At 62.9% G+C, this 21,926-nt stretch carries 21 protein-coding genes, 1 tRNA gene and 2 pseudogenes; 10 read left to right on the forward strand and 14 right to left on the reverse strand.

Going from position 1 to position 21,926, the window contains the following annotated elements; translation table 11 throughout:
• Positions 1–86: 86 nt before the first annotated feature.
• Together ACYRGX_RS14750 and ACYRGX_RS14755 are read right to left on the reverse strand one after the other, a co-directional pair.
• Complete coding sequence (locus tag ACYRGX_RS14750; protein WP_473053218.1) at positions 87–1,769, reverse strand: DEAD/DEAH box helicase; 1,683 nt, start codon at positions 1,767–1,769, stop codon at positions 87–89.
• Between the two features lie 307 nt (positions 1,770–2,076).
• Complete coding sequence (locus tag ACYRGX_RS14755) at positions 2,077–2,826, reverse strand: spermidine synthase (protein WP_473053219.1); 750 nt, start codon at positions 2,824–2,826, stop codon at positions 2,077–2,079.
• A 189-nt stretch (positions 2,827–3,015) separates the two neighbouring features.
• On the opposite strand from ACYRGX_RS14755, the gene ACYRGX_RS14760 reads away from it, so the two are divergent.
• Positions 3,016–4,359, forward strand: a complete 1,344-nt coding sequence (locus ACYRGX_RS14760) for a class II 3-deoxy-7-phosphoheptulonate synthase (protein WP_473053220.1) — start codon at positions 3,016–3,018, stop codon at positions 4,357–4,359.
• A gap of 4 nt (positions 4,360–4,363) precedes the next feature.
• Here ACYRGX_RS14760 and ACYRGX_RS14765 read toward each other — a convergent pair whose 3' ends face one another.
• Both ACYRGX_RS14765 and ACYRGX_RS14770 read right to left on the reverse strand, forming a co-directional pair.
• Positions 4,364–5,284, reverse strand: a complete 921-nt coding sequence (locus ACYRGX_RS14765) for a DMT family transporter (RefSeq protein ID WP_473053221.1) — start codon at positions 5,282–5,284, stop codon at positions 4,364–4,366.
• Between the two features lie 31 nt (positions 5,285–5,315).
• Entirely contained in the window at positions 5,316–5,606 is a 291-nt protein-coding gene (locus tag ACYRGX_RS14770) for a DUF1127 domain-containing protein (RefSeq protein ID WP_473053222.1), read from the reverse strand.
• 51 nt (positions 5,607–5,657) lie between these two features.
• Between ACYRGX_RS14770 and ACYRGX_RS14775 the strand changes: the two genes are divergently transcribed.
• The 3 genes from ACYRGX_RS14775 to ACYRGX_RS14785 all read left to right on the forward strand — a co-directional run bounded on the left by ACYRGX_RS14775 (position 5,658) and on the right by ACYRGX_RS14785 (position 7,961).
• On the forward strand, positions 5,658–6,506 hold the full coding sequence (locus ACYRGX_RS14775; RefSeq protein WP_473053223.1) for a LysR substrate-binding domain-containing protein: 849 nt from the start codon (positions 5,658–5,660) through the stop codon (positions 6,504–6,506).
• Positions 6,507–6,674: 168 nt separating this feature from the next.
• Positions 6,675–6,920, forward strand: coding sequence for a DUF2790 domain-containing protein (locus ACYRGX_RS14780; protein WP_473053224.1), 246 nt, complete (start codon positions 6,675–6,677; stop codon positions 6,918–6,920).
• A gap of 51 nt (positions 6,921–6,971) precedes the next feature.
• Positions 6,972–7,961, forward strand: a complete 990-nt coding sequence (locus tag ACYRGX_RS14785) for a LysR family transcriptional regulator (protein ID WP_473053225.1) — start codon at positions 6,972–6,974, stop codon at positions 7,959–7,961.
• Here the strand turns inward: ACYRGX_RS14785 and ACYRGX_RS14790 are convergent.
• The gene (locus ACYRGX_RS14790) at positions 7,954–8,697 is read right to left on the reverse strand and encodes a sulfite exporter TauE/SafE family protein (RefSeq protein ID WP_473053226.1); all 744 of its coding nucleotides are present in this window, start codon (positions 8,695–8,697) and stop codon (positions 7,954–7,956) included. The two genes, ACYRGX_RS14785 and ACYRGX_RS14790, sit on opposite strands and share 8 nt — an antisense overlap.
• Positions 8,698–8,807: 110 nt before the next feature.
• Here ACYRGX_RS14790 and ACYRGX_RS14795 point away from each other — a divergent pair, with 110 nt between their 5' ends.
• The 3 genes from ACYRGX_RS14795 to ACYRGX_RS14805 all read left to right on the forward strand — a co-directional run bounded on the left by ACYRGX_RS14795 (position 8,808) and on the right by ACYRGX_RS14805 (position 12,006).
• Positions 8,808–9,788 (forward strand): LysR family transcriptional regulator, encoded by a 981-nt coding sequence (locus ACYRGX_RS14795; RefSeq protein WP_473053227.1) that lies wholly within the window; start codon positions 8,808–8,810, stop codon positions 9,786–9,788.
• Positions 9,789–9,836: 48 nt separating this feature from the next.
• On the forward strand, positions 9,837–11,024 hold the full coding sequence (gene mltA, locus ACYRGX_RS14800) for a murein transglycosylase A (protein WP_473056699.1): 1,188 nt from the start codon (positions 9,837–9,839) through the stop codon (positions 11,022–11,024).
• Between the two features lie 253 nt (positions 11,025–11,277).
• Complete coding sequence (locus ACYRGX_RS14805; protein WP_473056700.1) at positions 11,278–12,006, forward strand: 4'-phosphopantetheinyl transferase family protein; 729 nt, start codon at positions 11,278–11,280, stop codon at positions 12,004–12,006.
• On the opposite strand, the gene ACYRGX_RS14810 is transcribed toward ACYRGX_RS14805, so the two are convergent.
• The 3 genes and pseudogenes from ACYRGX_RS14810 to ACYRGX_RS14820 form a co-directional block, all read right to left on the reverse strand.
• Positions 11,986–12,516, reverse strand: coding sequence for a hypothetical protein (locus tag ACYRGX_RS14810; protein WP_473053228.1), 531 nt, complete (start codon positions 12,514–12,516; stop codon positions 11,986–11,988). The two genes, ACYRGX_RS14805 and ACYRGX_RS14810, sit on opposite strands and share 21 nt — an antisense overlap.
• Positions 12,517–12,603: 87 nt before the next feature.
• The gene (locus ACYRGX_RS14815; protein WP_473053229.1) at positions 12,604–12,804 is read right to left on the reverse strand and encodes a hypothetical protein; all 201 of its coding nucleotides are present in this window, start codon (positions 12,802–12,804) and stop codon (positions 12,604–12,606) included.
• A gap of 422 nt (positions 12,805–13,226) precedes the next feature.
• Positions 13,227–13,451: pseudogene (locus ACYRGX_RS14820) on the reverse strand (helix-turn-helix transcriptional regulator); the annotation flags it as partial.
• On the opposite strand from ACYRGX_RS14820, the pseudogene ACYRGX_RS14825 reads away from it, so the two are divergent.
• Positions 13,448–13,902 (forward strand): annotated as a pseudogene (locus ACYRGX_RS14825) (tyrosine-type recombinase/integrase); the annotation flags it as partial. The pseudogenes ACYRGX_RS14820 and ACYRGX_RS14825 sit on opposite strands and share 4 nt — an antisense overlap.
• Before the next feature lie 107 nt (positions 13,903–14,009).
• Here ACYRGX_RS14825 and ACYRGX_RS14830 read toward each other — a convergent pair.
• Positions 14,010–14,099 (reverse strand) — tRNA-Ser (locus ACYRGX_RS14830).
• 206 nt (positions 14,100–14,305) lie between these two features.
• On the opposite strand from ACYRGX_RS14830, the gene ACYRGX_RS14835 reads away from it, so the two are divergent.
• Positions 14,306–14,995 carry a crotonase/enoyl-CoA hydratase family protein gene (locus tag ACYRGX_RS14835; RefSeq protein ID WP_473053230.1) on the forward strand — a complete coding sequence of 230 codons (690 nt, stop codon included), beginning with the start codon at positions 14,306–14,308 and terminating at the stop codon, positions 14,993–14,995.
• A 6-nt stretch (positions 14,996–15,001) separates the two neighbouring features.
• On the opposite strand, the gene ACYRGX_RS14840 is transcribed toward ACYRGX_RS14835, so the two are convergent.
• Positions 15,002–15,718, reverse strand: coding sequence for an amidotransferase (locus tag ACYRGX_RS14840; RefSeq protein WP_473053231.1), 717 nt, complete (start codon positions 15,716–15,718; stop codon positions 15,002–15,004).
• A gap of 279 nt (positions 15,719–15,997) precedes the next feature.
• Positions 15,998–16,873 carry an AEC family transporter gene (locus ACYRGX_RS14845; protein WP_473053232.1) on the reverse strand — a complete coding sequence of 292 codons (876 nt, stop codon included), beginning with the start codon at positions 16,871–16,873 and terminating at the stop codon, positions 15,998–16,000.
• Positions 16,874–17,192: 319 nt separating this feature from the next.
• Here ACYRGX_RS14845 and ACYRGX_RS14850 point away from each other — a divergent pair, with 319 nt between their 5' ends.
• Entirely contained in the window at positions 17,193–18,308 is a 1,116-nt protein-coding gene (locus tag ACYRGX_RS14850; protein ID WP_473053233.1) for a mechanosensitive ion channel family protein, read from the forward strand.
• Positions 18,309–18,600: 292 nt separating this feature from the next.
• Here ACYRGX_RS14850 and ACYRGX_RS14855 read toward each other — a convergent pair whose 3' ends face one another.
• The 3 genes from ACYRGX_RS14855 to recR form a co-directional block, all read right to left on the reverse strand.
• Complete coding sequence (locus tag ACYRGX_RS14855; protein WP_473053234.1) at positions 18,601–19,548, reverse strand: alpha-E domain-containing protein; 948 nt, start codon at positions 19,546–19,548, stop codon at positions 18,601–18,603.
• A gap of 3 nt (positions 19,549–19,551) precedes the next feature.
• Positions 19,552–20,961: a circularly permuted type 2 ATP-grasp protein gene (locus tag ACYRGX_RS14860; protein ID WP_473053235.1), complete on the reverse strand. Its 1,410-nt coding sequence runs from the start codon at positions 20,959–20,961 to the stop codon at positions 19,552–19,554.
• A 349-nt stretch (positions 20,962–21,310) separates the two neighbouring features.
• A complete protein-coding gene (recR, locus tag ACYRGX_RS14865) occupies positions 21,311–21,910 on the reverse strand; it encodes a recombination mediator RecR (protein WP_473053236.1) in 600 nt (199 codons plus the stop codon).
• Between the last annotated feature and the right edge of the window lie 16 nt (positions 21,911–21,926).

Below are 21,926 nucleotides of genomic sequence, written 5' to 3' on the forward strand. Positions count from 1 at the left end.
AACGCCGGCGCGACAATAAGCAAACGCAGAAACGAAAACGCCCCGCCCGGCCTATGCCGAGCGGGGCGTTTCATTGGGAGCCGCGATCAGTCTTCGCGATAGCGACGCAGGCGCAGTGCCTTGCCGGCCACGCGGGTCTCCTTCAACTTGCCCAGCAGGTGGTCGAGACCGTCCTCGGGCAGCTCGACCAGGCTGAAGGTGTCGCGGATCTGGATGCGACCGATGGCGTCACGGCTCAGGCCACCTTCGTTGAGGATGGCGCCGAGCAGGTTCTTTGCCGCCACGCCATCACGAGCGCCCAGCGCAGTGCGGCAGCGCACGCGACCTTCGGCCAGCGGCATCGGCGCGCGACGCTCACGGTAGCCGCCTTCGCTACGCTCGGGACGATCACTGCGCTCGCGACGCTCGCGCGGCGCGCCGCCAGCAGCCGGGACCAGGGGCTGATCGCGACGAATCTGCTGCAGGTCCAGCGGCTGATCGCGGGACACCATCTTCAGCAGTGCAGCGGCCAGTGCCGGCAGCTCGCAGCCGAGTTCGCCCTGCAGGCGCTCGAGCAGCGCCGCGTGGCTTTCCACCGCGCCTTCGAGTTGCGGCTGAAGGCCGCTGGCCAGGCGGGCGATACGCGCTTCGAGCACCTGCTCCGGCTCGGGCAGCTTGACCTCGGCCACTTTCTGACCGGTCACGCGCTCGATCACCTGCAGCATGCGACGCTCGCGCGGCGTCACCAGCAACAGCGCGCGCCCCTCACGGCCGGCACGCCCGGTACGGCCGATGCGGTGCACGTACGACTCGGGATCGTAGGGCATGTCCACGTTGAGTACGTGGGTGATACGCGGTACGTCGATACCACGCGCCGCCACGTCCGTGGCGACGACGATGTCCAGGCGTCCGTCCTTGAGCGACTCGATGACCCGCTCACGCTGCGCCTGAGCAATGTCGCCGTTGAGCGCGGCCACCTTGTAGCCCTTGGCTTCCAGGGCGGTAGCGAGGTCCAGCGTCGCCTGCTTGGTACGCACGAAGGCGATCAGCGCATCGAAGTTCTCCACTTCCAGCAGACGGCTGACGGCGGGAATCTTCTGGTCGGCGTGCACCTGCAGGTAACCCTGCTCGATGCGCGCAACGGTCTGGGTCTTGGCTGCGATACGCACGTGCTTGGGGTCGCGCAGATGCTTCTCGGCGATATCGCGAATCGAGTGCGGCAAGGTCGCCGAGAACAATACGCTCTGACGGCTTTCCGGCATGGCCTGGAAGATCACTTCCAGATCGTCCATGAAGCCGAGCTTGAGCATCTCATCAGCTTCGTCCAGCACCAGGTGGCGGATGGTCGAGAGCAACTGGTCATTACGGCCCAGATGGTCGACCAGACGGCCCGGCGTGGCCACCAAGACCTGTGCGCCCTGACGAATCGCCTTGAGCTGCGGGCCCATCGGCGCGCCGCCGTAGACCGCCACCACGGAAACGCCAGCCATCTGCTTGGAGTAGGTTTCGAAGGCGGTAGCCACCTGCAGCGCGAGCTCGCGGGTCGGCGCGAGGATCAGCGCCTGCGGTTCACGACGGGCGGGATCGATTTTCGACAGGATGGGCAGCGCGAAGGCAGCGGTCTTGCCGGTGCCGGTCTGCGCCTGGCCGATCATGTCGTGGCCACCAAGGATCACGGGGATCGATTGGGACTGAATGGGGGACGGCTCTTCGTAACCGACCGCGCTGATCGCAGCAAGTACGGAGGGATGAAGGCCGAGCGCGGCGAAGCCGCCGGTTTCCTGGGTCATGGGTCTGCCTCTGGAGCATCCGCAAGGACCCATTTCCAAAAGCTGCGCGTGCCATGTAGGACCTTATGGGTCACCCTGGCAGCCTGGTCGCGGGTTTGCGAATCGAATTGGATGAAACGTCTAGGATAGCCCGCCTTGGCGGACAGCAGACGAGGCACGCGGCGCCTCGATAGCGGTGTTGCCTGAACGCGGCCGGAGCACCCGGCCGGCGCGCATCATACAGAGGTGTTGAAAAAAATGCAGCCCCTGCTCGTCATCTGGCAGCATCCAAACGGCGGGTCGAGCCTACGCGGAACCAGGCCGCCGATCAGCTAGCGACACGCAGTACCTCGATCAATTCGTGCAACGGATAACCCAGCGCAGGCGCCAGCGCGGCCGCACGTTCGCACAGTTCAGCACGCGGTAATGGTTGGTCGAGGTCTGCCGGCACCAGCAAAACGACATTTCCCTCCTTTACCGGCAGCTCCCAGTAGTGGCGATGGAACAGCCCCCGCAGCAGCGCGGCGCCGAGGGGTTTGCCATCTTCGGTGCCCCATTGGTTGATCACCAGCCAGCCGCCCGGGTTGAGCTTGGCCTGGCAAGCTTCGAGGAAACTCCACGCCAGGTGGCCCGGACCTGGCCCGCAGTCGGTGTAGAGGTCGAGGAAGATCAGGTCGCTGCGCTCGGCACTGGGCAGCAGCTCCAGTGCATCGCCGATGCGTACCGTCAGGCGCGGATCATCGGTCAGACCCAGCAGTTCCATGGCCAGCCGCGGTACGTCCGGACGCAACTCGATGACCTCTACATCGTCGAGCGTCGGCAAAAAGCGCAGGCAGGCCTGGGTCAGGTTGCCCGCGCCCAGGCCAAGGAACAGCGCACTCTGCGGGGCTTCATGGCACAGCGCGGCAAGCAGCATGGCGCGGGTATAGTCGTACTCCAGCCAACTGGGATCGGCGGTGAACACGCAGCTCTGCTCCACCTCGTCACCGAACTCGAGAAAACGGTAGTCGTCCACTTCCACCACGCGGATCACGCCATAGGCGTCACGGACTTCCGCAAGCAACTGCGCTTCGGGCATGGGTATCTCCTGGCCGGAAAGCTAGCGGCGGCCCCTGGAGCAGTCGCCGGCAAAGAGACAAACGCTAACCGGATCGGCGGCTGCATGCCAGCACGGTCATCTCGGCGCGCTGCGATAGCGACAGCCTATGAGTACGCAGGCACCCCATCGGTTAACATGCGCGCCATCTGAAACCCGTGGACAGTCTCGATGAACGCCCCCTGGAGCCCCGATAGCTGGCGCAGCCACCCCATCCTGCAACAACCCCACTACCCTGACGCCGAGCACCTGGCGCGCGTAGAGCGCACCCTGGCCGCCCTGCCCCCTCTGGTTTTCGCCGGTGAAGCCCGTGAGCTGCGTCGCCAGTTCGCCGAAGTAACGGCCGGGCGCGCGTTCCTGTTGCAGGGGGGTGACTGCGCCGAGAGCTTCGCCGAATTCTCGGCGGCGAAGATCCGCGACACCTTCAAGGTGCTGCTGCAGATGGCGGTGGTGATGACCTTCGCCGGCGGCTGTCCGGTCGTGAAGGTCGGGCGCATGGCCGGGCAGTTCGCCAAACCACGCTCCGCGGATGCGGAAGTCCAGGGCGAGCTGAGCCTGCCAGCCTATCGCGGCGACATCGTCAACGGCATCGGCTTCGATGCGGCCAGCCGAGCGCCGGACCCCGAGCGCCTGCTGCAGGCTTACCACCAGTCCACGGCCAGCCTGAACCTGTTGCGCGCTTTCGCCCAGGGCGGCTTTGCCGACCTGCACCAGGTGCACCAGTGGAACCTCGACTTCATCGCCGGCTCGGCGCTGGCCGAGCAATACCATCGCCTGGCCGATCGCATCGACGAAAGCCTGCGCTTCATGCGTGCCTGCGGCCTGGAGAACGCCCCGCAGTTACGCGAGGCGAGCTTCTTTACCGCCCACGAGGCCTTGCTGCTCAACTATGAAGAAGCCTTCGTGCGCCGCGACAGCCTTACCGGCGACTGGTACGACTGCTCGGCACACATGCTCTGGATCGGCGATAGAACCCGGCAACTGGATGGCGCCCATGTGGAGTTCTTGCGCGGCGTCGGCAACCCCATCGGCGTCAAGGTAGGCCCGAGCCTCGCCAGTGACGATCTGCTGCGACTGATCGATCGACTGAACCCGGATAACGACGCTGGTCGTCTCAACCTGATCGTACGCATGGGTGCGGACAAGGTCGAAGCGCAGCTCCCCCGGCTGATTCGCGCGGTACAGGCCGAGGGGCGCCAGGTGCTGTGGAGCTCGGACCCGATGCACGGCAATACCATCAAGGCCTCGAGCGGCTACAAGACCCGTGACTTGGCGCGCATTCTCGACGAGGTCCGGCAGTTCTTCCAGGTGCACCGCGCCGAAGGCACCCATGCGGGCGGCATCCACATCGAAATGACCGGACAGAATGTCACCGAATGCATCGGCGGAGCCTGTCCCATCACCGAGGACGGTCTATCCGACCGCTACCACACCCATTGCGACCCGCGCCTGAACGCCGACCAGTCGCTGGAACTGGCGTTCATGATCACCGAGCAACTGCGTTTGGCGCGCTAGGGCCCTAGGATGCCAATCCCAGACGCCGACGCCACCAGCCCTGGGCGCTGACCAGGGTGATCCCCAGCAGCACCATCAGCGCCCCCGCGACGAAGGGGGCGCTGAGGCGTTCGTCGAGCAGCAAGACGCCAAAACTGACGCCGAACAACGGCGTCATGAAGGAAAATACCGAGAGCTCCGCGGCCCGATAGCGTCGCAGCAGCCAGAACCAGGCGAAGTAGCTGAAGAACGATACCACCACGCCCTGGTAAATCACGCTCCCCAGTGCAAGTGGCGTCCAGTTCGCCTGATGGAGCAAGCCTTGGCTGGCGGCCAGCAGGCTGAGCAATACGGCGGTCACGCCAATCTGGAAGAACAGCGTCTGCGAGGCCGGCGCCATGGACAGTCTTGAGCAGCGCACCACCACCGTCGTTGCGCCCCAGGCCACACCGCCCAGCAAGGCCAGTAGATCGCCCAGCAGCACGCGGTGATCCACCTCTCCATTCAATAGCCCCTCGCCGAACGCCATCGCGATACCGGCGAAACACAAGGCGATGCCCGCCCACTGCAACGGCTGCAGCCGCTCCTGAGGCATCCACAGATGCAGGCCGATCGCAGAAAATATCGGGGCGCTGTAGAGCAGCACCACCATGTGCGACGCGCTGGTGAACATCAGGCCGCTGGAGATGCAGAGAAACTCGAGGCAGAACAGCGATCCCGCCAGTAATCCGGAGCGCCAGACCCGGCCGATGCCCTTCCACTCCCCCCTCAGGCTGATGAACGTCGCCATCAGTAGGCTGGAGATTATCGAGCGGATACCCGCCTGGGCGACCGGAGCCAGGTCGCCCGCCGCAAGCTTGAAGGCGATCTGTTGCGAGCCCCAGATGGCGCACAACAAGATCATGGACTGAAAAGCAAAGAGATCGACGCTACGGCGTGCTTGCATGACAGGACTCGACTCGGAAATCGGAAACCACTCAGCGCTCGGGCAGATCCCAGAACGAGCGTTCGCTCTCGCGCAGCGCATCGGCGCGCGACAGCCCCAGATCGTGCAACGCTGCATCACCCAATCGCGCCAGTTGGCGGCGGCCACGATACACCTGGAGGATGTAGCGCAGCAGGCCTAACGTTCGACGCAGGGCCGGCACGATCCGAACCTCGGGACGGCTGCCGAGCAAACCCGCCACCCAGACGGAACCTTTTTGGCGATAGCGCATGACGGTGTCCTCCACGCCGATGACAGTTGCGTAGAGTGTGGCCTCGGCCATAACATCAATCCAACGAATGTTTCTTATGGATTGCATCTCGAGGCTTGATGAATGTATCCCGGCATCGATACCGAACTGCTGCGCACTTTCGTCGCCATCTGCGACTCGGGCGGCTTCACGAAGGCGGCGCAGGTGGTCAATCGCACGCAATCAGCGGTCAGCATGCAGATGAAGCGCCTGGAAGAGGACGTCTTGAAGCGCACGCTGTTTCTCCGCGAGGGCCGTCAAGTCAACCTGACGACGGAAGGCCAGGTGCTGCTCGGCTACGCAAGGCGCATCCTCAAGCTGCACGGGGAGGTCTTCAACAGCTTGCGCGAGCCGCACATGATTGGATCGGTGAAGATCGGCACACCGGACGATTACGTGATGCGCTTTCTGCCCGGCATCCTCTCGCGTTTTGCACAGAGCTTTCCGCTGGTGCAGGTCGAGGTCCACTGCGACTCCTCCTACAACCTGATGCAGCGCCATGATTTGGACCTGACCATCATCACCCGCCAACCCGGCACAGAGATCGGCCAGTTGCTGAGACGCGAGTCCATGGTGTGGGCAGAAGCCGAGGGCTTTTCGCCACACGAACAGTCGCCGCTGCCACTCGCCACTTTCAACAGCGACTGCTTCGCGCGGGCCTGGACCTGCAATGCGCTGGACGCCATCGGCAAGCCTTACCGCATCGCCTACAGCAGCCCGAGCCTTTCGGCACTGATGGCCGTGGTCAACGCAGGCCTTGCGGTCACCGTTCAGTTGCGCAGCCTGATCGGCCCCGAATTGCACATCCTGGGCGAGGCCGAGGGTTTTCCCGAGCTACCCCAGGCGAGCATCATGCTGCTGCGCAACGACCGCGGTTCCAGCCCCGCCTGCGACACCCTGGCGGAACACATCCTTGAAGGCTTCGCCAACTAGCCGCCCTATAATTGCTAATTCCGCAAAAATATCTCGCTCACCTCGTCATATTTCGCCACACCCCAGGCCTCTAAAATTACGCCTGCCCCCTGGAGGACACCTAGAAGCCCGCCCCCTAAATAGCAGGCCAACCTTCCAGTCGACGGGTGTGATAACGAGGAATTCGAGATGAAAAACACTGCCCTAATGCTCACCCTGCTGGCTTTCGCCGGCATCACACAGGCTGCAACTGCCGAGGCCGAAACCTACACCTACGGCAGCCACCCGGACATCGCCAAGGTCCTGCGGCTCGACGAACCGGCCACCTTCGAATGCAAGGTCATCCAGGCCACCCTGACCTACCTGGACAGCCAGGGTCAGAAACACGCGATGCACTACCAGAAGCTTTCCAGCGCCTGCAGTAATCAGAGTTGATGTAATTGCAAATATCGCAATAATGGGGCTTTCTCGACGTGGAGATGCCCCATGGAACTGCTGCACATGATGCGTGCCTTCCAGGCCGTGGCGGAGTCCAGCAGTTTCACTGCGGCAGCCCGCCAACTCGATACCAGCACTACCCGTGTTTCACGGGCGGTTTCGGCGCTCGAAAGCCACCTGCAAACGCGTCTTCTGCAGCGCACCACCCGCCGCGTCGCCCTGACCGAAGCCGGTGAGCGCTACCTCGCTCGCTGCATCAGCATCCTCAATGATCTCGCCCAGGCCGAATCCGAGGCGCGTGATGCCCGCGCTCATCCCACCGGGCGCTTGCGAGTACACGCGATGACGGGCATCGGGCAGTACTACCTGGTATCGGCCATTGCCGGCTACCGCCGGCTCTATCCCTCGGTGCAGTTCGATCTGACGCTATCCAATCGCGTCCCGGACCTGCTCGAGGAAGGCTATGACGTCGCCATCGTCGTTGCCCGGGAGCTACCCGATTCAGGCCTGGTCGCACAACGCATCGGCGAGACCTTCAGCATTCTCTGCGCCTCCCCAGGCTATGCGCAGCAGCGTCAACTGCCGCTACGGCCGGAGCAATTGCGCGAGCACGAGTGGATCGGTCTGGTGAGCTCCGTACTGCCTTTGGGCGAGTGGACCTTTCGTGGAAGCGAAGGCGAGACGCGCGTCACCCTTCCTGCCAGTGGCCTGCAGGTGAACGTCGGCGATGCGGTGGTCGAGGCCATTCGCGCCGGCATGGGCATCGGCGCCGTCCCCCACTACTCTGCGGCCAGCGGCTTGCAGGATGGCAGCCTGGTACACGTGCTGCCCGCGTTCCAATTGCAGCCCCTGCACGTTTATGCGCTCTATCCCTCACGTCGCTATCTCGACGCCAAGGTGCGAACCTGGGTGGACTACCTGCAAAGCACGCTGCCCAGTGCGCTAAGCGCGGACGCGCGCCCCTGCAACTCGCCCGGCGCGGCACGTCCGGTGGTACCCGCCGAACAGGAACCCGGCTTGGTCGACTCGCCTATTTGAACGCCAAAGCCAGCGCGCAGGCGAATAGGAACAGGCTGTAGAGCCCACGCATGATGCGATCGGGCAACGCATGCGCGATCCTCACCCCCCAGCTGATGCTGGCCAGCCCGCCAATGGCCAGCCCAGCGCCGATTGACCAGTTGACCTGATCGTGCAACGCATAGCTGACCAATGTCACCATCGTCGAGGGCGCAGCCAAACCAATGGCCAAGCCCTGGGCAACCACCTGACTGAGCCCTAGCCATAGCGTCAACAACGGCACCGCGATCACAGCACCACCGACACCGAAGAGTCCTCCACCTATCCCGGCTACGGCACCCAGCCCCAGCAACCGATTACGGGGCTTGCCAAGTGTCGCGGAGCCGGAACGTGGACCGATAAAAACCCGCACGCCGGTATAGACCGCCAGCGCCAGCAGGAAGATCACGAACGCCTGGCGCATCTGTTGTGCATCGAGCGATACGGCGATCTGCGATCCCAGTATGGCGAATAGGAAACTCGGGACGCAGAGCAGCAGCAGGTTGGTCTTGTCGATGCGGTTGTGCTGGTTGTAGCGCCAGATCGACAGCAGCACATTGGGTACGACCATGACCAGCGCCGTCCCCTGTGCCAGTTGCTGATCCTGACCATAGAAAATACCCAGCACCGGAATGGCGATCAGGCCGCCGCCGATCCCAAAGATGCCACCCACCGTGCCAATCATCAGGCCCAGCACGATGTTGAGCAGGAATTCCATCACTGATATGCCCCCTTTCTGCGAGGCGTGCATGCTAGCTAGCGGAGACTGGCGGGGAAATCCTGGGACGCGCAGAATGGCTTTGCACATTTTGCATAAGTGGACAGGCCATGAACCCGGACAACCTCAGTGATCAGCTGCGCTTGTTCCTCGATGTCATCGAGCAAGGTAGCTTTTCCGCCGTTTCTCGACACCATCCGTTGAGCCCTTCAGCCATAGCACGTCGACTGGACAGCCTGGAGAAGAGCCTCGGGTGCGCACTGCTGATACGCAACACCCACCTGGTGCGCCCTACGCCAGCCGGACTTGCTTTTGCCGAACGCGCAAAGCGGATAGTGCATGAACTCGGCCTGGCCCGTAGCGAGGCGGCCTCCCTCAACGAAGCGCCGGAGGGGTTGATCCGTATCGACGCGCCCGCGCCTTTCGCTCGTCGACGCCTGGCGCCGGTGATCGCCGACTTCCTCGTCGCTTATCCGAGCCTGGACGTGCAACTGCGCCTGATCGACAGCTTCATCGATCTGCAGGGCGAGCACCTCGGCGAAGTGGATCTGGTGCTACGCATAGGCCCACCGACGGACAGTCGGCTGGTCGCAACCCCCTTGGCGCCCCTGATCCGTGTCGTCTGCGCGAGCCCCGACTATCTGGAGCGACGCGGGTTTCCCGAGTCTCCTCAGCAACTGCCAGACCACGACGGCCTGGATTGGGACGCCCTGGCGCCCCCTTACGCCTGGCGCTTCGAGCAGGACGGTCGATTACAGCAGTTCCGCCCTCGCCGCCTGCGCATGACCACCAACAATGCAGAGACCCTGCTCTACGGCGCGCTGGCGGGGCTGGGTATCGCTCACCTGCCGACCTGGATGATCGCCGAGCACCTGCTACGCGGTGAATTGCTACCCCTCTTCTGCGAGCAGGGCCTGCCGCCTCCCGAACCGAGCAATATTCACGCGCTACGCCTGCAACGGGAGGCCAATCCCCGGGTGCGCCTGCTGCTGGACTTTCTCAAGAGCCGCTTCGGCGACCCACCGCCCTGGGACCAATCGCTGCAACAGCGCCTGCGGGTGGGGCGCAGCGCTCACGGCGTCACGATTTGACGCCGCCAGCCTCCACCGCCAAGCTAACGGGCCGCTCTCGACCCGGTCATCATCGTGCCCATCCGAAACACCTCGCACACGCTTTTCGGCCTCACACTGGCGCTACTGCTGGCAGCCTGCGGCGATTCCTCCGCGCCGCCGCCCCCTCAGTCGCAACAGCCTACAGAGGAGCCCGCACCGGCTCCCGCCAAGACCTATGTCGAAGTCCAGTGGGATGCGTTGCCCGAAGGCAGCGAGCGTGACTGGACGGCAGGTTTCAGCACCTGGCGCGAAGGCTGTATCAAGCTGGCGGCCGACGCGACCTGGGCCGCCCCCTGCGACGCGGCGAAAACCGTCGATGCCAAAGACCCACGGCAGGTACAGCAGTTTATCCATGAGCAACTGCGTCCATTTCGTCTACAGGCCGGCGCCGGGAATGCAGAAGGCTTGATTACCGGCTACTACGAGCCGGTCTACGATGGCAGCCTGCAGCGCGACAAGGACCACCCGATACCGGTCTATGGCGTGCCCGACGACCTGCTGGTGGTTGCGCTGGATACCCTCTATCCCGAACTCAAGGGCCAACAGTTGCGTGGACGCCTGGCGGGCCAGCGCGTGGTGCCCTATGCAGATGCTGCACAGATTCGCCGCGAGGGCGTACCGGCGCCCGTTCTGGCCTGGTTGCGCCATTCGATGGACCTGCAGTTTCTGCAAATTCAGGGCTCAGGACGCGTGCGCCTGGCCGACGGGTCGCGGATACGACTGGGCTATGCCCAACAGAATGGACACCCCTACCGAGCCATCGGGCGCTGGCTGGTCGAGCAGGGTGAATTGACCAAGGATCAGGTGAGCATGCCGGCCATCCGCCACTGGGCGGAACAACACCCCCAGCGCGTCGATGAACTGCTCGACAGTAATCCGCGCTACATCTTCTTCGCCCGCAGTGCCGATACCGCTGAAGGCCCGCGAGGCTCGCTCAACGTACCCTTGACCGCTGGCTACAGCGTGGCCATCGACCGCCAGGTAATTCCATTGGGCAGCCTGCTCTGGTTATCCACCACCCGCCCGGATGACGGCAGCGCCATCAGCCGGCCTGTGGCGGCGCAGGACACAGGGGGCGCGATACGCGGCGAGGTGCGCGCGGACCTATTCTGGGGCACCGGGGATAAGGCCGGTGAACTGGCTGGGCACATGAAGCAGGCGGGCCGCTTGTGGCTTCTGTGGCCACGTAACGCAGCGCCACCCACGGCAAATTAACCACGCGCCTAGGTTCCCGTGCCGAGAGAGCCCAGGTAGCGCCCACTCAAGCCTGTCCAGGTCTGAAGTCAGACTAATCCAGGGGCGCGGACAGGCGTGCGCTGCGGGACCTGTTTTAACGTCGCACATAGACCCGCGGCTCCAAACGCCGAATGCCGCTGAAAATCCGTGCGCTCCCCACGGTCATGAGCGCCGACTTGAGCCACCCGCGCCCGTGCCTGACAATGCGTCTTCCCACACTTGCGAAGCTTCCATGCCCGATTGCGTAGCCGCCCTCGAAGAGACCTGGCCATGGCCACAGACGCTGGATCACATTCGGCTCGCGAGCGCTCGCTTCTTTCCCGAGCAACTCGACCCTGAGGCCTTCATTCGTCACTCGGTCCCCGAGCCTGCCAAGCTCTCCGATGCAGCCGCCAAGCGCCGGTGCGAATACTTGGCCGGGCGCCTTTGCGCACGCACAGCCCTGCTCGCCCTGAACGGCCCGAACTGCTGCCCGGAGAGCGGCACCGACCGAGCACCTTGCTGGCCCGAAGGTTTCGTCGGCGCCATTACCCACAGCGACGGCTGGGCCGCGGCCCTGGTAGCCCGTTCCGATCATTGGTCCGGGGTGGGCCTCGATGCGGAAACCTTAATGAGCGATTCGCGCGCCAGGCGCCTCGCCCGCGGCATACTCGTCGAAGAGGAAATGGCGCGAATTGACGACGAGGCCCCCGCGCTCGACATCACCCTCGCCTTTTCTCTCAAGGAAAGCCTCTTCAAAGCCCTCTACCCCCAGGTGGGCAAGCGCTTTTACTTCGCCGATGCGGAACTGCTGGAATGGAGCCCCGACGGCAAGGCGCGCTTGCGTCTACGCCGCGACCTGAGCGAGCGATGGCGCGCTGGCGCGGAGTTCGACGGGCTATACGTGTTGCAGGAGCAGCGCCTGCTCACCCTGATAGGCACGCCGGCAGAGACCGAGTTGTCAGACCAAATGCAGCCATAAGGAAAACAGCCCCAGCACCAGCCAAAAAGAACCAAAAAGCAGGGGCGTGCGAATACCGAAAAGCAGTGACTTACGATAGTTCGCAGGATCCGACTCGCGATCGCAGAATAGCGGCGAATCGTCGTAGGCATGCCCGATCTCGAAGTCCCCATTCAACAGTTGCGCCTGCTTGTAATGCCAGTGCTGAATGATCCGATAGGCGGCGCGGATACCGGGCCAGGCATTCACCGAACTGACAAACCCCAGCAGAGCGAGAAAGGCCGGCACCACCAGGGTGAACATTTCACCCCAGGCGGGATTGGCATTACCCATGGCCGACACATAGGCAATCACCAGGAACGACTGGGCCGCGAGGTAGGCGTTCGTACGGTCGGATAGGATGCTGGTCTCGTAATGGATTTCACGGCGATAGAATTCCAGTCGCTCGCGAGGTGTGCCGAACAGATGTTCGTCTCGAATGGCGATCTTTTCGCCTTGGCTCAAGTCCGACGACGTGATTACGCGGGGCACACAAACACTCCCAAGGGAAGCATGCTGGCCCACCTGTGCGGGTGAGCCAGCAGCCTATGGAAAGAGCCCGGCATCACCGGGCTCCGCTCAACCTCCCGAAGCCTGCGACTCACGCTCCGTTACAGCCACGTGCTGCATTTCCTTCCAGGTGCGAAACACACTTTCCGACTGTACATAGTCATCGAGTTCACGCTCCGGAATCGCCGCGATCGCTTCCTCGGAACTCCCATCGAATCCCCCGCTCTCGAGGAAGGCTTCGAGGCTATCGAAACGCGTATAGGTCTTCATGAAAGTGGAGGTGAATAGCTCGTTCCAACTAAGACTCGCGTCACTCTCGTGGTTCCGCTCTACCATTTTCGGCTCTCCTGCTCGTGCTGATCCGATAACCATCAGACGCAGTCAGCCTCAGGACGTTCCAGCGCCGAGGGGTTCTACCCCATGGCGAGTCCTCCATGACCCGAGGGATATCCCTCAATGGCTGAATATCCCGGAGTGAGGCGCTGCATCGAATGCCTCCATGCATCCTCGAGCACCGCAGTGCGTCCGGACGGGCGCTCGGCCCTCTAAATCTATTGAGTACCCGCATAGTGCTTTCAGGCTTTCGCAGAGGTTCTCGTGAGCGCCGACACCCCAGACCTAGTGGACGTTTCTATGGGCATGCTCGGCCGGATAATTTCTTAAGGCCAAGGGTGACTGCCAAGGCTCGACAGTCACGCCCATCCGGCAATGTCACGGTTATGCGCGGCATCGCGTTTGGGCGGGATGCCAAACATCCGGGAATATTCCCGACTGAACTGCGAAGCGCTCTCATATCCGGTTGCGTGGGCGGCCGCCTCGATCTTCGCGTTCTCGCTCAGAATCAACCGTCTTGCTTCGAGAAGGCGAAGCTGCTTCTGATATTGCATCGGCGTCATGGCCGTGACCGCCTTGAACCGACGACCAGATCGCCGAATTGCTCGATGCCCTGGACCAACGCGAATCGTCGCCGCATCCGCCGATGGTGGCGCGTCTGTGTCTCGCCACGGGGGCACGTTGGGGGAAGCTGAGGCGATCACGCCGGAACGCCTGCGAGGTAATGCTGTGGTGTTTGCCAATACCAAGTCGAAGCGCGTACGGGTCCTGCCCATATCACCCGATCTGTGCCGGCAACTGGTCGCCCATTGGAAGCGTCACGGGCCATTCACACACCGTATGGAAACCTTCCGCCGCATCGTAGACAAGACCGCGATTCGACTGCCTGAAGGTCAGGCAACCCATGTGCTGCGCCACACTTTCGCAAGCCACTTCGTCATGCATGGTGGCAACATCCTGGTGCTACAGAAGATCCTCGGTCACGCCTCTCTGACGATGACAATGCGCCATGCGCATTTGGCCACGGATCACCTCAAGAGCGGTTTTGCGCCACCCTTTCGACGGTCCTTCGACAGGGTGCAGAAGCCGAAAAGCAAAAAGCCCCGAAACTTTTCAGTTTTCGAGGCTTTTTGTTCGGAAAGTGGCGGTGAGGGAGGGATTCGAACCCTCGATACGGTTTCCCGTATACACACTTTCCAGGCGTGCTCCTTCAACCGCTCGGACACCTCACCAGGCTCTTCGGGCTCACCCCGTCGAGGCGCGCTAATTTAGTCGAAGAGCGTTGGGATGGCAAACATTTTTTTAACCTATTCATGCATTTAACGGAGCGCATCCGCTCGCCTAGCGACACTCGAGCGTGACTCGTCGGTCGTTTCCGGTGCTTTACCGTCACGCGGGGGCTGGGTAACGTGCGGGCAAACCCACACGGAATTCCATCATGTCGGACACCCTGAGCTACGAACTACAGGATGGCGTGGCCATCCTGACCCTCGCCAACGGCAAGGTGAACGCCATTTCGCCCGAGGTCATCGAGTCTCTCAATACGGCGCTGGACCGTGCCGAAGAGGAACGAGCCATCGTGGTGCTGACTGGCCAGCCTGGCATTCTCTCCGGTGGCTACGATCTGAAGGTAATGACCGCAGGACCTCAGCAGGCGGTGGACCTGGTTTTCGCCGGCTCCAGCCTGGCGCGGCGCATGCTCGCCCATCCGTTCCCCATCATCGCCGCCTGCCCCGGCCACGCGGTCGCCAAGGGGGCTTTCCTGTTATTGGCTACGGATTATCGAATCGGCGTTGAAGGCCCCTTCACCATCGCACTGAACGAAGTGCAGATCGGCATGACCATGCACCACGCCGGCATCGAACTGGCGCGCGACCGTCTCACGCCGGCCGCCTTCCAGCGCGCGGTGATCAATGCGGAGCCCTTCGATCCTGCCAGGGCACTTCAGGCGGGTTTCCTAGACCGCGTGGTCTCGGCCGACGAGTTGCTCCCCAGCGCCATGGCGGCGGCGGCGCAGATGAAGAAACTCAACATGAAGGCCCACGCGGCAACCAAGTTGAAGCTGCGTCGGGCGTTTCTCGAGCGCCTGGATGCGGCGATCCAGGCGGATCGCCAGCATCCGCTTTAACCCCCACTAAGCCTTGCGCTGCGCCACGAAGCGCAGCATCCACTCGCCGACGGTGCGCCCCTGGTGCGCCGCGACCAGGCTTTGGATACCGCGCTGGTAGAGCGTTTCGCCATAGGCTTCGCGGCGTATGTCGAGCAGCGCGCGCGAGTATTCGGGAACGAACTCGGGATGCCCCTGGAAACACAGCACCTGATCGCCGATTCGATAGGCGGCGATCGGACAAAAATCGCTGGAAGCGATGACGGTCGCGCCAGTGGGAGCGCGAGTCACCTGGTCCTGATGGCTGATCAATAGGGGCAGTTGCTCGAGCGGTGGCTGCATCCAGGCATCCTGCTCCAGCACCTTGTAGTCGTGTACGCCCAGACCCCAGCCTTGGGAGGCGCGCTCGGCCTTGCCACCTAGCAGCAGGGCCAGCAATTGATGACCGAAGCACACGCCCAGCAGGACATCACCCGCCTCATAGCGCTGCAGCAGGAACGCCTTGAGGGTGAGAATCCAGGGATCTTCGGCGAAGGAGTCAGCCTTGCTGCCGGTGACCAGGTAGGCGTCGTAGCGGCGCTCGGGCGAGGGATAATCACCGCGCACCACGTTGTACAGCTCCGTCTGCACCGGGATGGGCTGGTCCGCGAACAATTGGCGGAACATCTCTCCGTAGCCGGTGTATTGCTCGACGAGCTCGGGGCGAAGCACATCGGTTTCGAGGATGCATATCTGCAGCGGCATGGCGGTTCCTTACGGCCTGCGAAGGTCCTTCATTCTTCCACAGCCCCCGACATCAGGGCCAGTGACCGCCTACACTTGAAGCCTGTCCGCCACGTGACTCGCCCTACGCGTCGTCGGATGGCCGCAACGGTTGGGCGCCGTTGCCGTCAATCACTCGAAGTGCACCCATAACAAGAAAGGCAACAACATGTTCAGACACCGAAAGTTTCGCCAGCTGTCCATCATCCTGGTGGTCGTCACGCTCTTGCTGATTCTGCCCAACCTCGAAGCGCTGCCGAACTAGAGCAACCAGAGCAACAGCAGTGGCAAATAGGCGAAGGAGAAGAGCGTGGAGCACAGCACCAGGCTGGCAACCTCCTCCGGCGCCCTCCCCGCCCGCACGGCGAACAGGTAGTTGAAGACCGCTACCGGCATCGAACACTGCAGGATCAGCACGTTGCGGCTCAAGGGCTCCAGCCCAAGCAGCATCGCCACGCAGAAGCCGACCGCCGAGCCGATGACCACGCGCAGGCCGCCCATCAACATGCCGCGTCCCAGGTGGTGGGCCTTGATCGAGGCCAGCGATACCCCGAGCGTGAGCAACATCAGCGGAATAGCGAGTCCCGCCAGGAGTGACAAGGAGTTGCCCAGCCAGCGTGGCAGGTCGACGTCCCAGACAAGGATCGGCGCGGCGCACAGAAGACTGATGAGAATCGGGTTGCGCAGGCAGTCTCGCAGCGTGGGGCGCCCCCCACACAACGCCTGGCCAAACGTGAAGTGTCCCATCGAGAGGACCACGAAAAACGCCACGGCAAAGGCCAGGCCGTGCTCGCCAAACGCATAGAGCGCCATTGGCAGGCCCATGTTGCCGGTGTTGGGGAACAGGAAGCCTGGCACCAGAACCCGCCAATCGATGCCAGCCATACGACTGATCAGCCACCCCAGCGCGCCCGTGATCGCAGTGGCCAGCACGCAAGCCAAGGCGATCTCGCCAAACGCCTGAGCACTGATATCCGCCTTGGCGAGGGTGGAAAGAATCAGACAGGGAGTTCCGACGTTGAGCACCAGCCGGGCAACGAAGTCGGTGGGGAACTGCCCCCCGCCACGCACCCATCCGTAGCCCAGTGCCGCGCAGATGAACACGGGTGCGAGTACCGCGAATAGCTCGGCCAGCATGGAGCCTCCACTCGACGAAAGGAGCCCGATGCTAGGGGCTGCGTGGATCGACCGCAAGCGGGCGATAGTCCAATGACGCGCGCTGCAATCCAGATTCACACGTTGCGCTGTTACCCTATGTAGCGAGTTCGTATCGGCGCGGCTGGGCGCGATGCCTTGCGATGCACGTCGCCCCACCTCGACATCCACCGGCGGACTCGCTCGACGCTGTACTGCGCTCACCTTGACGCACAGGGAACTATCCCAGCGACACACTTACAGAAAGAGGGTGATACGGGCTTAGCTCGTCGACCCCAACCGTTACAAGGAGTACCACCCTATGGATCAGTGGGAATTCTGGCTTGACCGCTCCCTCTGGCTGAACGTCGGCATCGTCGCCGCCGCGACGATTATCATCTACATCGTTATCCGCAGTCTGCTCACGGCCCTCGCCAAGCGCCTCGCAGCCCTCTCGGAGAAACGCCAATCGCGTTGGCTGCGCATGTTCTCGGAGATCCTGGGACATACCAGCCGCTTCCTGCTGATGGCGTTCTCGCTGCTGCTCGGCCTCAAGCTGATCAGCCTTCCACTGACCTGGGAATCCGCCCTCTCGCATAGCTGGTTCGTCATCCTCGCGCTGCAGGTAGCGCTATGGGCCGACGCCTTCGTGCGCGTCTGGACGCAGGAGGTCATCCTCGGCAAGGGCAGCACTTACAACCCGGTGACCACCACCATTCTCTCGATCATGGCGCTGATCGTCGTCTGGTCGATCATGCTGTTGTCGATTCTCGCCAACCTCGGCGTGGACATCACCGCCCTGGTGGCCAGCCTGGGTGTCGGCGGTATCGCCGTCGCACTGGCCGTGCAGACGATGCTCAGTGACATTTTCGCCTCGCTGTCCATCGGCATCGACAAGCCCTTCGAGATCGGCGACTTCATCGTCTTCGGCGACGTGGCCGGCAGCATCGAGCACATCGGCCTGAAGACCACGCGTATCCGCGCGCTGAGCGGCGAGCAGGTGATCATCTCCAACGCCGACCTGTTGCACCAGACCGTGCACAACTACAAGCGCATGGCTACCCGGCGCATCGTGTTCCGCTTCGGCATCACCTACAACACGCCGGTAGACAAGGTTCGTCGCACCGGGGAGGTGGTGAAGGAAATCATCTCAGCCATGCCCCAGGCCAAGTTCGATCGCGCGCACTTCTGCGCTTTCGATGACAGCCAGTTGACCTTCGAAGTCGTCTACATCATGCAGGTCTCTGACTACACGGCGTACATGGATACCCAGCAGGAAATCAACCTGAGTCTGATGCAGCAGCTTCAGGACATGGGCGTTTCCTTCGCTTTCCCGACGCGCAGCATCGAATTCGTCGGTGGGGAATTCCCGCCGGTGAAAGTGGACAGCGAAGTGCTCGGGGAGCGCCAGGAGAAACCAGCCCAGCCCAATGCCTGACCCCCGCAGGCAATGAAAAGGCCGCCCACCCGGGCGGCCTTTTCTGTGGGCCAATCGACTGCAGATGAGCGTACCTTTGCCGCCCCTGGCGCATATCGCCGTACGATCAGCCCAGGGCACTCTCGCCCGCCATGGCGCTCGGCGAAGGCAACACAACCGAAGTCATCGCGTGCTACCAGCAACCTCAAGACCGGCCGCGGATGCGCTGACGCCTGATTGGCTGCGCTGCGAGCCGCAGGATTAGCGACTCGTGCGCACCTGATCTAAGCGGCCTCGGGGCTCACCGAACGTCTCATACGGCCTCGAGATACGCGGTTTGAATGGCGCCCGCCAACTCTCGGACCTCCTCGATCATCTCGTTGAGCCAGGCGTGCAGCCCCGCATCAAGCACCTCGTCGATACTCGTATAGCGCAGTCGCGCCGCCAGCTCCGCCGCAAGGCGCTGTGCCAGGCGGCCATTATCCCCAGGTAGTATGCGCAGGATGCCGTCGAGCTCTTCGACGCAGGCGCGCAACGAGCGTGGAACATCCGGGCGCAGGAGCAACAGCTCAGCGACCTTGGCAATGCGCGGCGAGCCACGGTAGATCTCCGCGAACGCCTCGAACGACGACAATGCGCGCAGCAATGCGCTCCATTGGTAGTACGAGCGCGCCGAACGGTCGTCGAGGTCCTCGTCATCACCCAGCAGCTCATAGCGCGCATCGAGCAGGCGCAGGGTGTTGTCCGCGCGCTCGATGAAGGTCCCCAGGCGAATGAAGCGATAGGCATCGTTGCGCATGATGGTGCCGAAGGTCGCGCCGCGGAATAGATGCGAGCGCTCCTTGACCCATTCGCAGAAGCGACTGATGCCATAGCGCGGCAGGCCCTGGGCGGAAATACCACGCATCTCCAGCCACGTGGCGTTGAGGTTTTCCCACATGTCCGCGGTAATGCGTCCGCGCACCGCATGGGCATTGGCGCGCGCCGGTGCCAGGCAGTTGTAGATGCTCGCCGGGTTCTCCTCGTCGAGGGCGAAGAAATGCAGCATGCGCTCGGCGTGCAGCGCGCCATGACGCTCGAGATAAGCGTCCATGGTGCCGGTACTGAGCAGCGGCATCGCCAGCTCGTCGAGGCCATCACCTCGGCCGTTCTGCGGCATCAGTGACAGCGAGTAACTGACGTCGAGCATGCGCGCGAGATTTTCCGCGCGTTCCAGGTAGCGTGACATCCAATAAAGGTCGGAGGCGGTTCTCGATAGCATTTGTCAGTCCTCCACCACCCAGGTGTCCTTGGTCCCGCCGCCCTGCGACGAGTTGACCACCAGCGAGCCCTCGCGTAGCGCGACACGGGTCAAACCACCTGGCACGACACGGGTGTCCTTGCCGGAGAGCACGAAGGGGCGCAGGTCGATGTGCCGCGGCGCTATGCCGTTTTCGACGAAGGTCGGGCAGGTGGAGAGACTCAGCGTCGGTTGGGCGATGTAGGCCTCAGGACGAGCCTGCAGGCGCGCCCTGAAGTTTTCGATCTCCTCCTTGGTCGCCGCCGGTCCCACCAACATGCCGTAGCCACCGGAGCCCTGCGCTTCCTTGACCACCAACTCCGGCAGATGCGCCAGCACATGGGACAGTTCTGCCGGCTTACGGCACTGGTAGGTCGGCACGTTCTGCAGGATGGGTTCCTCGGAGAGGTAGAAGCGGATCATGTCCGCGACATAGGGGTAGATCGACTTGTCATCCGCCACACCGGTACCGATGGCGTTGGCCAGCACGACCTGGCCGCTGCGATAGGCCGAGAGCAAACCGGGCACGCCCAGCATGGAATCCGGATTGAAGGCCAGCGGATCGAGGAAGGCATCGTCGATACGCCGGTAGATCACATCGACACGCTGTGGCCCGGAGGTGGTGCGCATGAAGACACGCTCGTCACGCACGAACAGGTCGGCGCCCTCCACCAACTCAACACCCATCTCACGGGCGAGGAAGGCGTGCTCGAAATAGGCACTGTTGAAACGCCCCGGCGTCAGCACCACGACACTCGGATTATCCAGCGGGCTGGAGCTCTTGAGCGCTTCGAGCAACAGGTTCGGGTAGTGACCGATCGGCGCCACCCGCTGCATGGAGAACAGCTCGGGGAACAGCCGCATCATCATCTTGCGGTCCTCGAGCATGTAGCTCACGCCACTGGGCGTGCGCAGGTTGTCTTCGAGGACGTAGTAGGTGCCGTCGCCGTCGCGGACGATGTCCACCCCGGAGATATGCGCGTAGATGTCGCGGTGCAGCTTCAGGCCGCCCATCGCCAACTGGTAGCCATCGTTGGCCAGCACCTGCTCGGCGGGCACGATGCCCTCCTTGATGATGCGCTGGTCGTGGTAGATGTCGGCAAGAAACATATTCAGCGCTTGCACACGCTGGATGCAGCCACGCTCGATGATCTGCCATTCGCTGGCGGGAATCGCGCGCGGGATGATATCGAAGGGAATCAGACGTTCAGTGCCCTGCTCGTCGCCGTAAAGCGTGAAGGTGATACCCGCTCGATGGAACAACAGATCGGCCTCGCGTCTGCGCTGCGCCAGTTGCTCCTCGGGCATCTCCTTGAGCCATCGCTCGAACGCCTGGTAATGCGTGCGGGTATTTCCGCTCGCGTCATGCATCTCATCATAGAAAAGGCGGGACATTCTGAGCTCCTTGTCCGAGTCTCTGAACCATGGCAAGCCGCGTGCCAGGCATTAAATCCTTTTAAAACATATGCTTAGGCATCAAGCACAACTGCAATGCACCATTAAGGTTCAGAGGCATGCAACCGCGAAACGATAAGCGCACCAATTTGGGATGGTGATACCTCCACAGTAGACCGTTACCAGAGCTCGAGGTTGTCACGGCGCAGGCACAAATCACAAGAAGAGCAACGTCCGTAGCAGCAGCGACATCCAACAGCGCTCTACGGTAGGCAGCGCTGGCCAGTAGCGCGCTCGTGGCGCCGCTACGCCAAACTGAATCGGAAGACAATGCGCCCGTGACGGGCGACTAGAGCGCGACGGGTTTGCGCCCGGCCATGGCATGCGCCAGGGTACCGCCGTCGACCAACTCCAGTTCACCGCCCAAGGGAACACCGTGGGCGATACGCGAAACGACCAGGCCACGCGGCATCAGCAGTTGCGCGATGTAGTGGGCGGTGGCTTCACCTTCCACGGTCGGATTGGTGGCAAGAATTGCCTCGCTCACGGCCGAACCCTCGATGCGCGACAGCAACTCGGGGATGCCGATCGCCTCGGGCCCGAGCCCGTCCAGCGGGGACAGGTTGCCACGCAGGACGAAATAGCGCCCGCGGAAGCCAGTCTGCTCCACGGCGAACACGTCCATGGGACTTTGCACCACGCACAGCAGGCTGTCGTCACGGGACGGATCGGCGCATTGCGGACAGAGCTCGTCTTCGCACAGGGTGCGGCAACTGCGGCAGTAGCCCACGCCTTCCATCGCCCGGGTCAGCGCCTGGGCCAGACGCACCCCGCCACTGCGATCACGCTCGAGCAGTTGCAGCGCCATGCGCTGGGCACTCTTCTGGCCAACGCCCGGCAAGGTGCGCAAGGCATCGATCAACTGGCGGATCAGGGGGCTGAAACTCATCGGGCGGCAACTTCGT

This window comes from Pseudomonas sp. R4-15 (assembly GCF_055768815.1).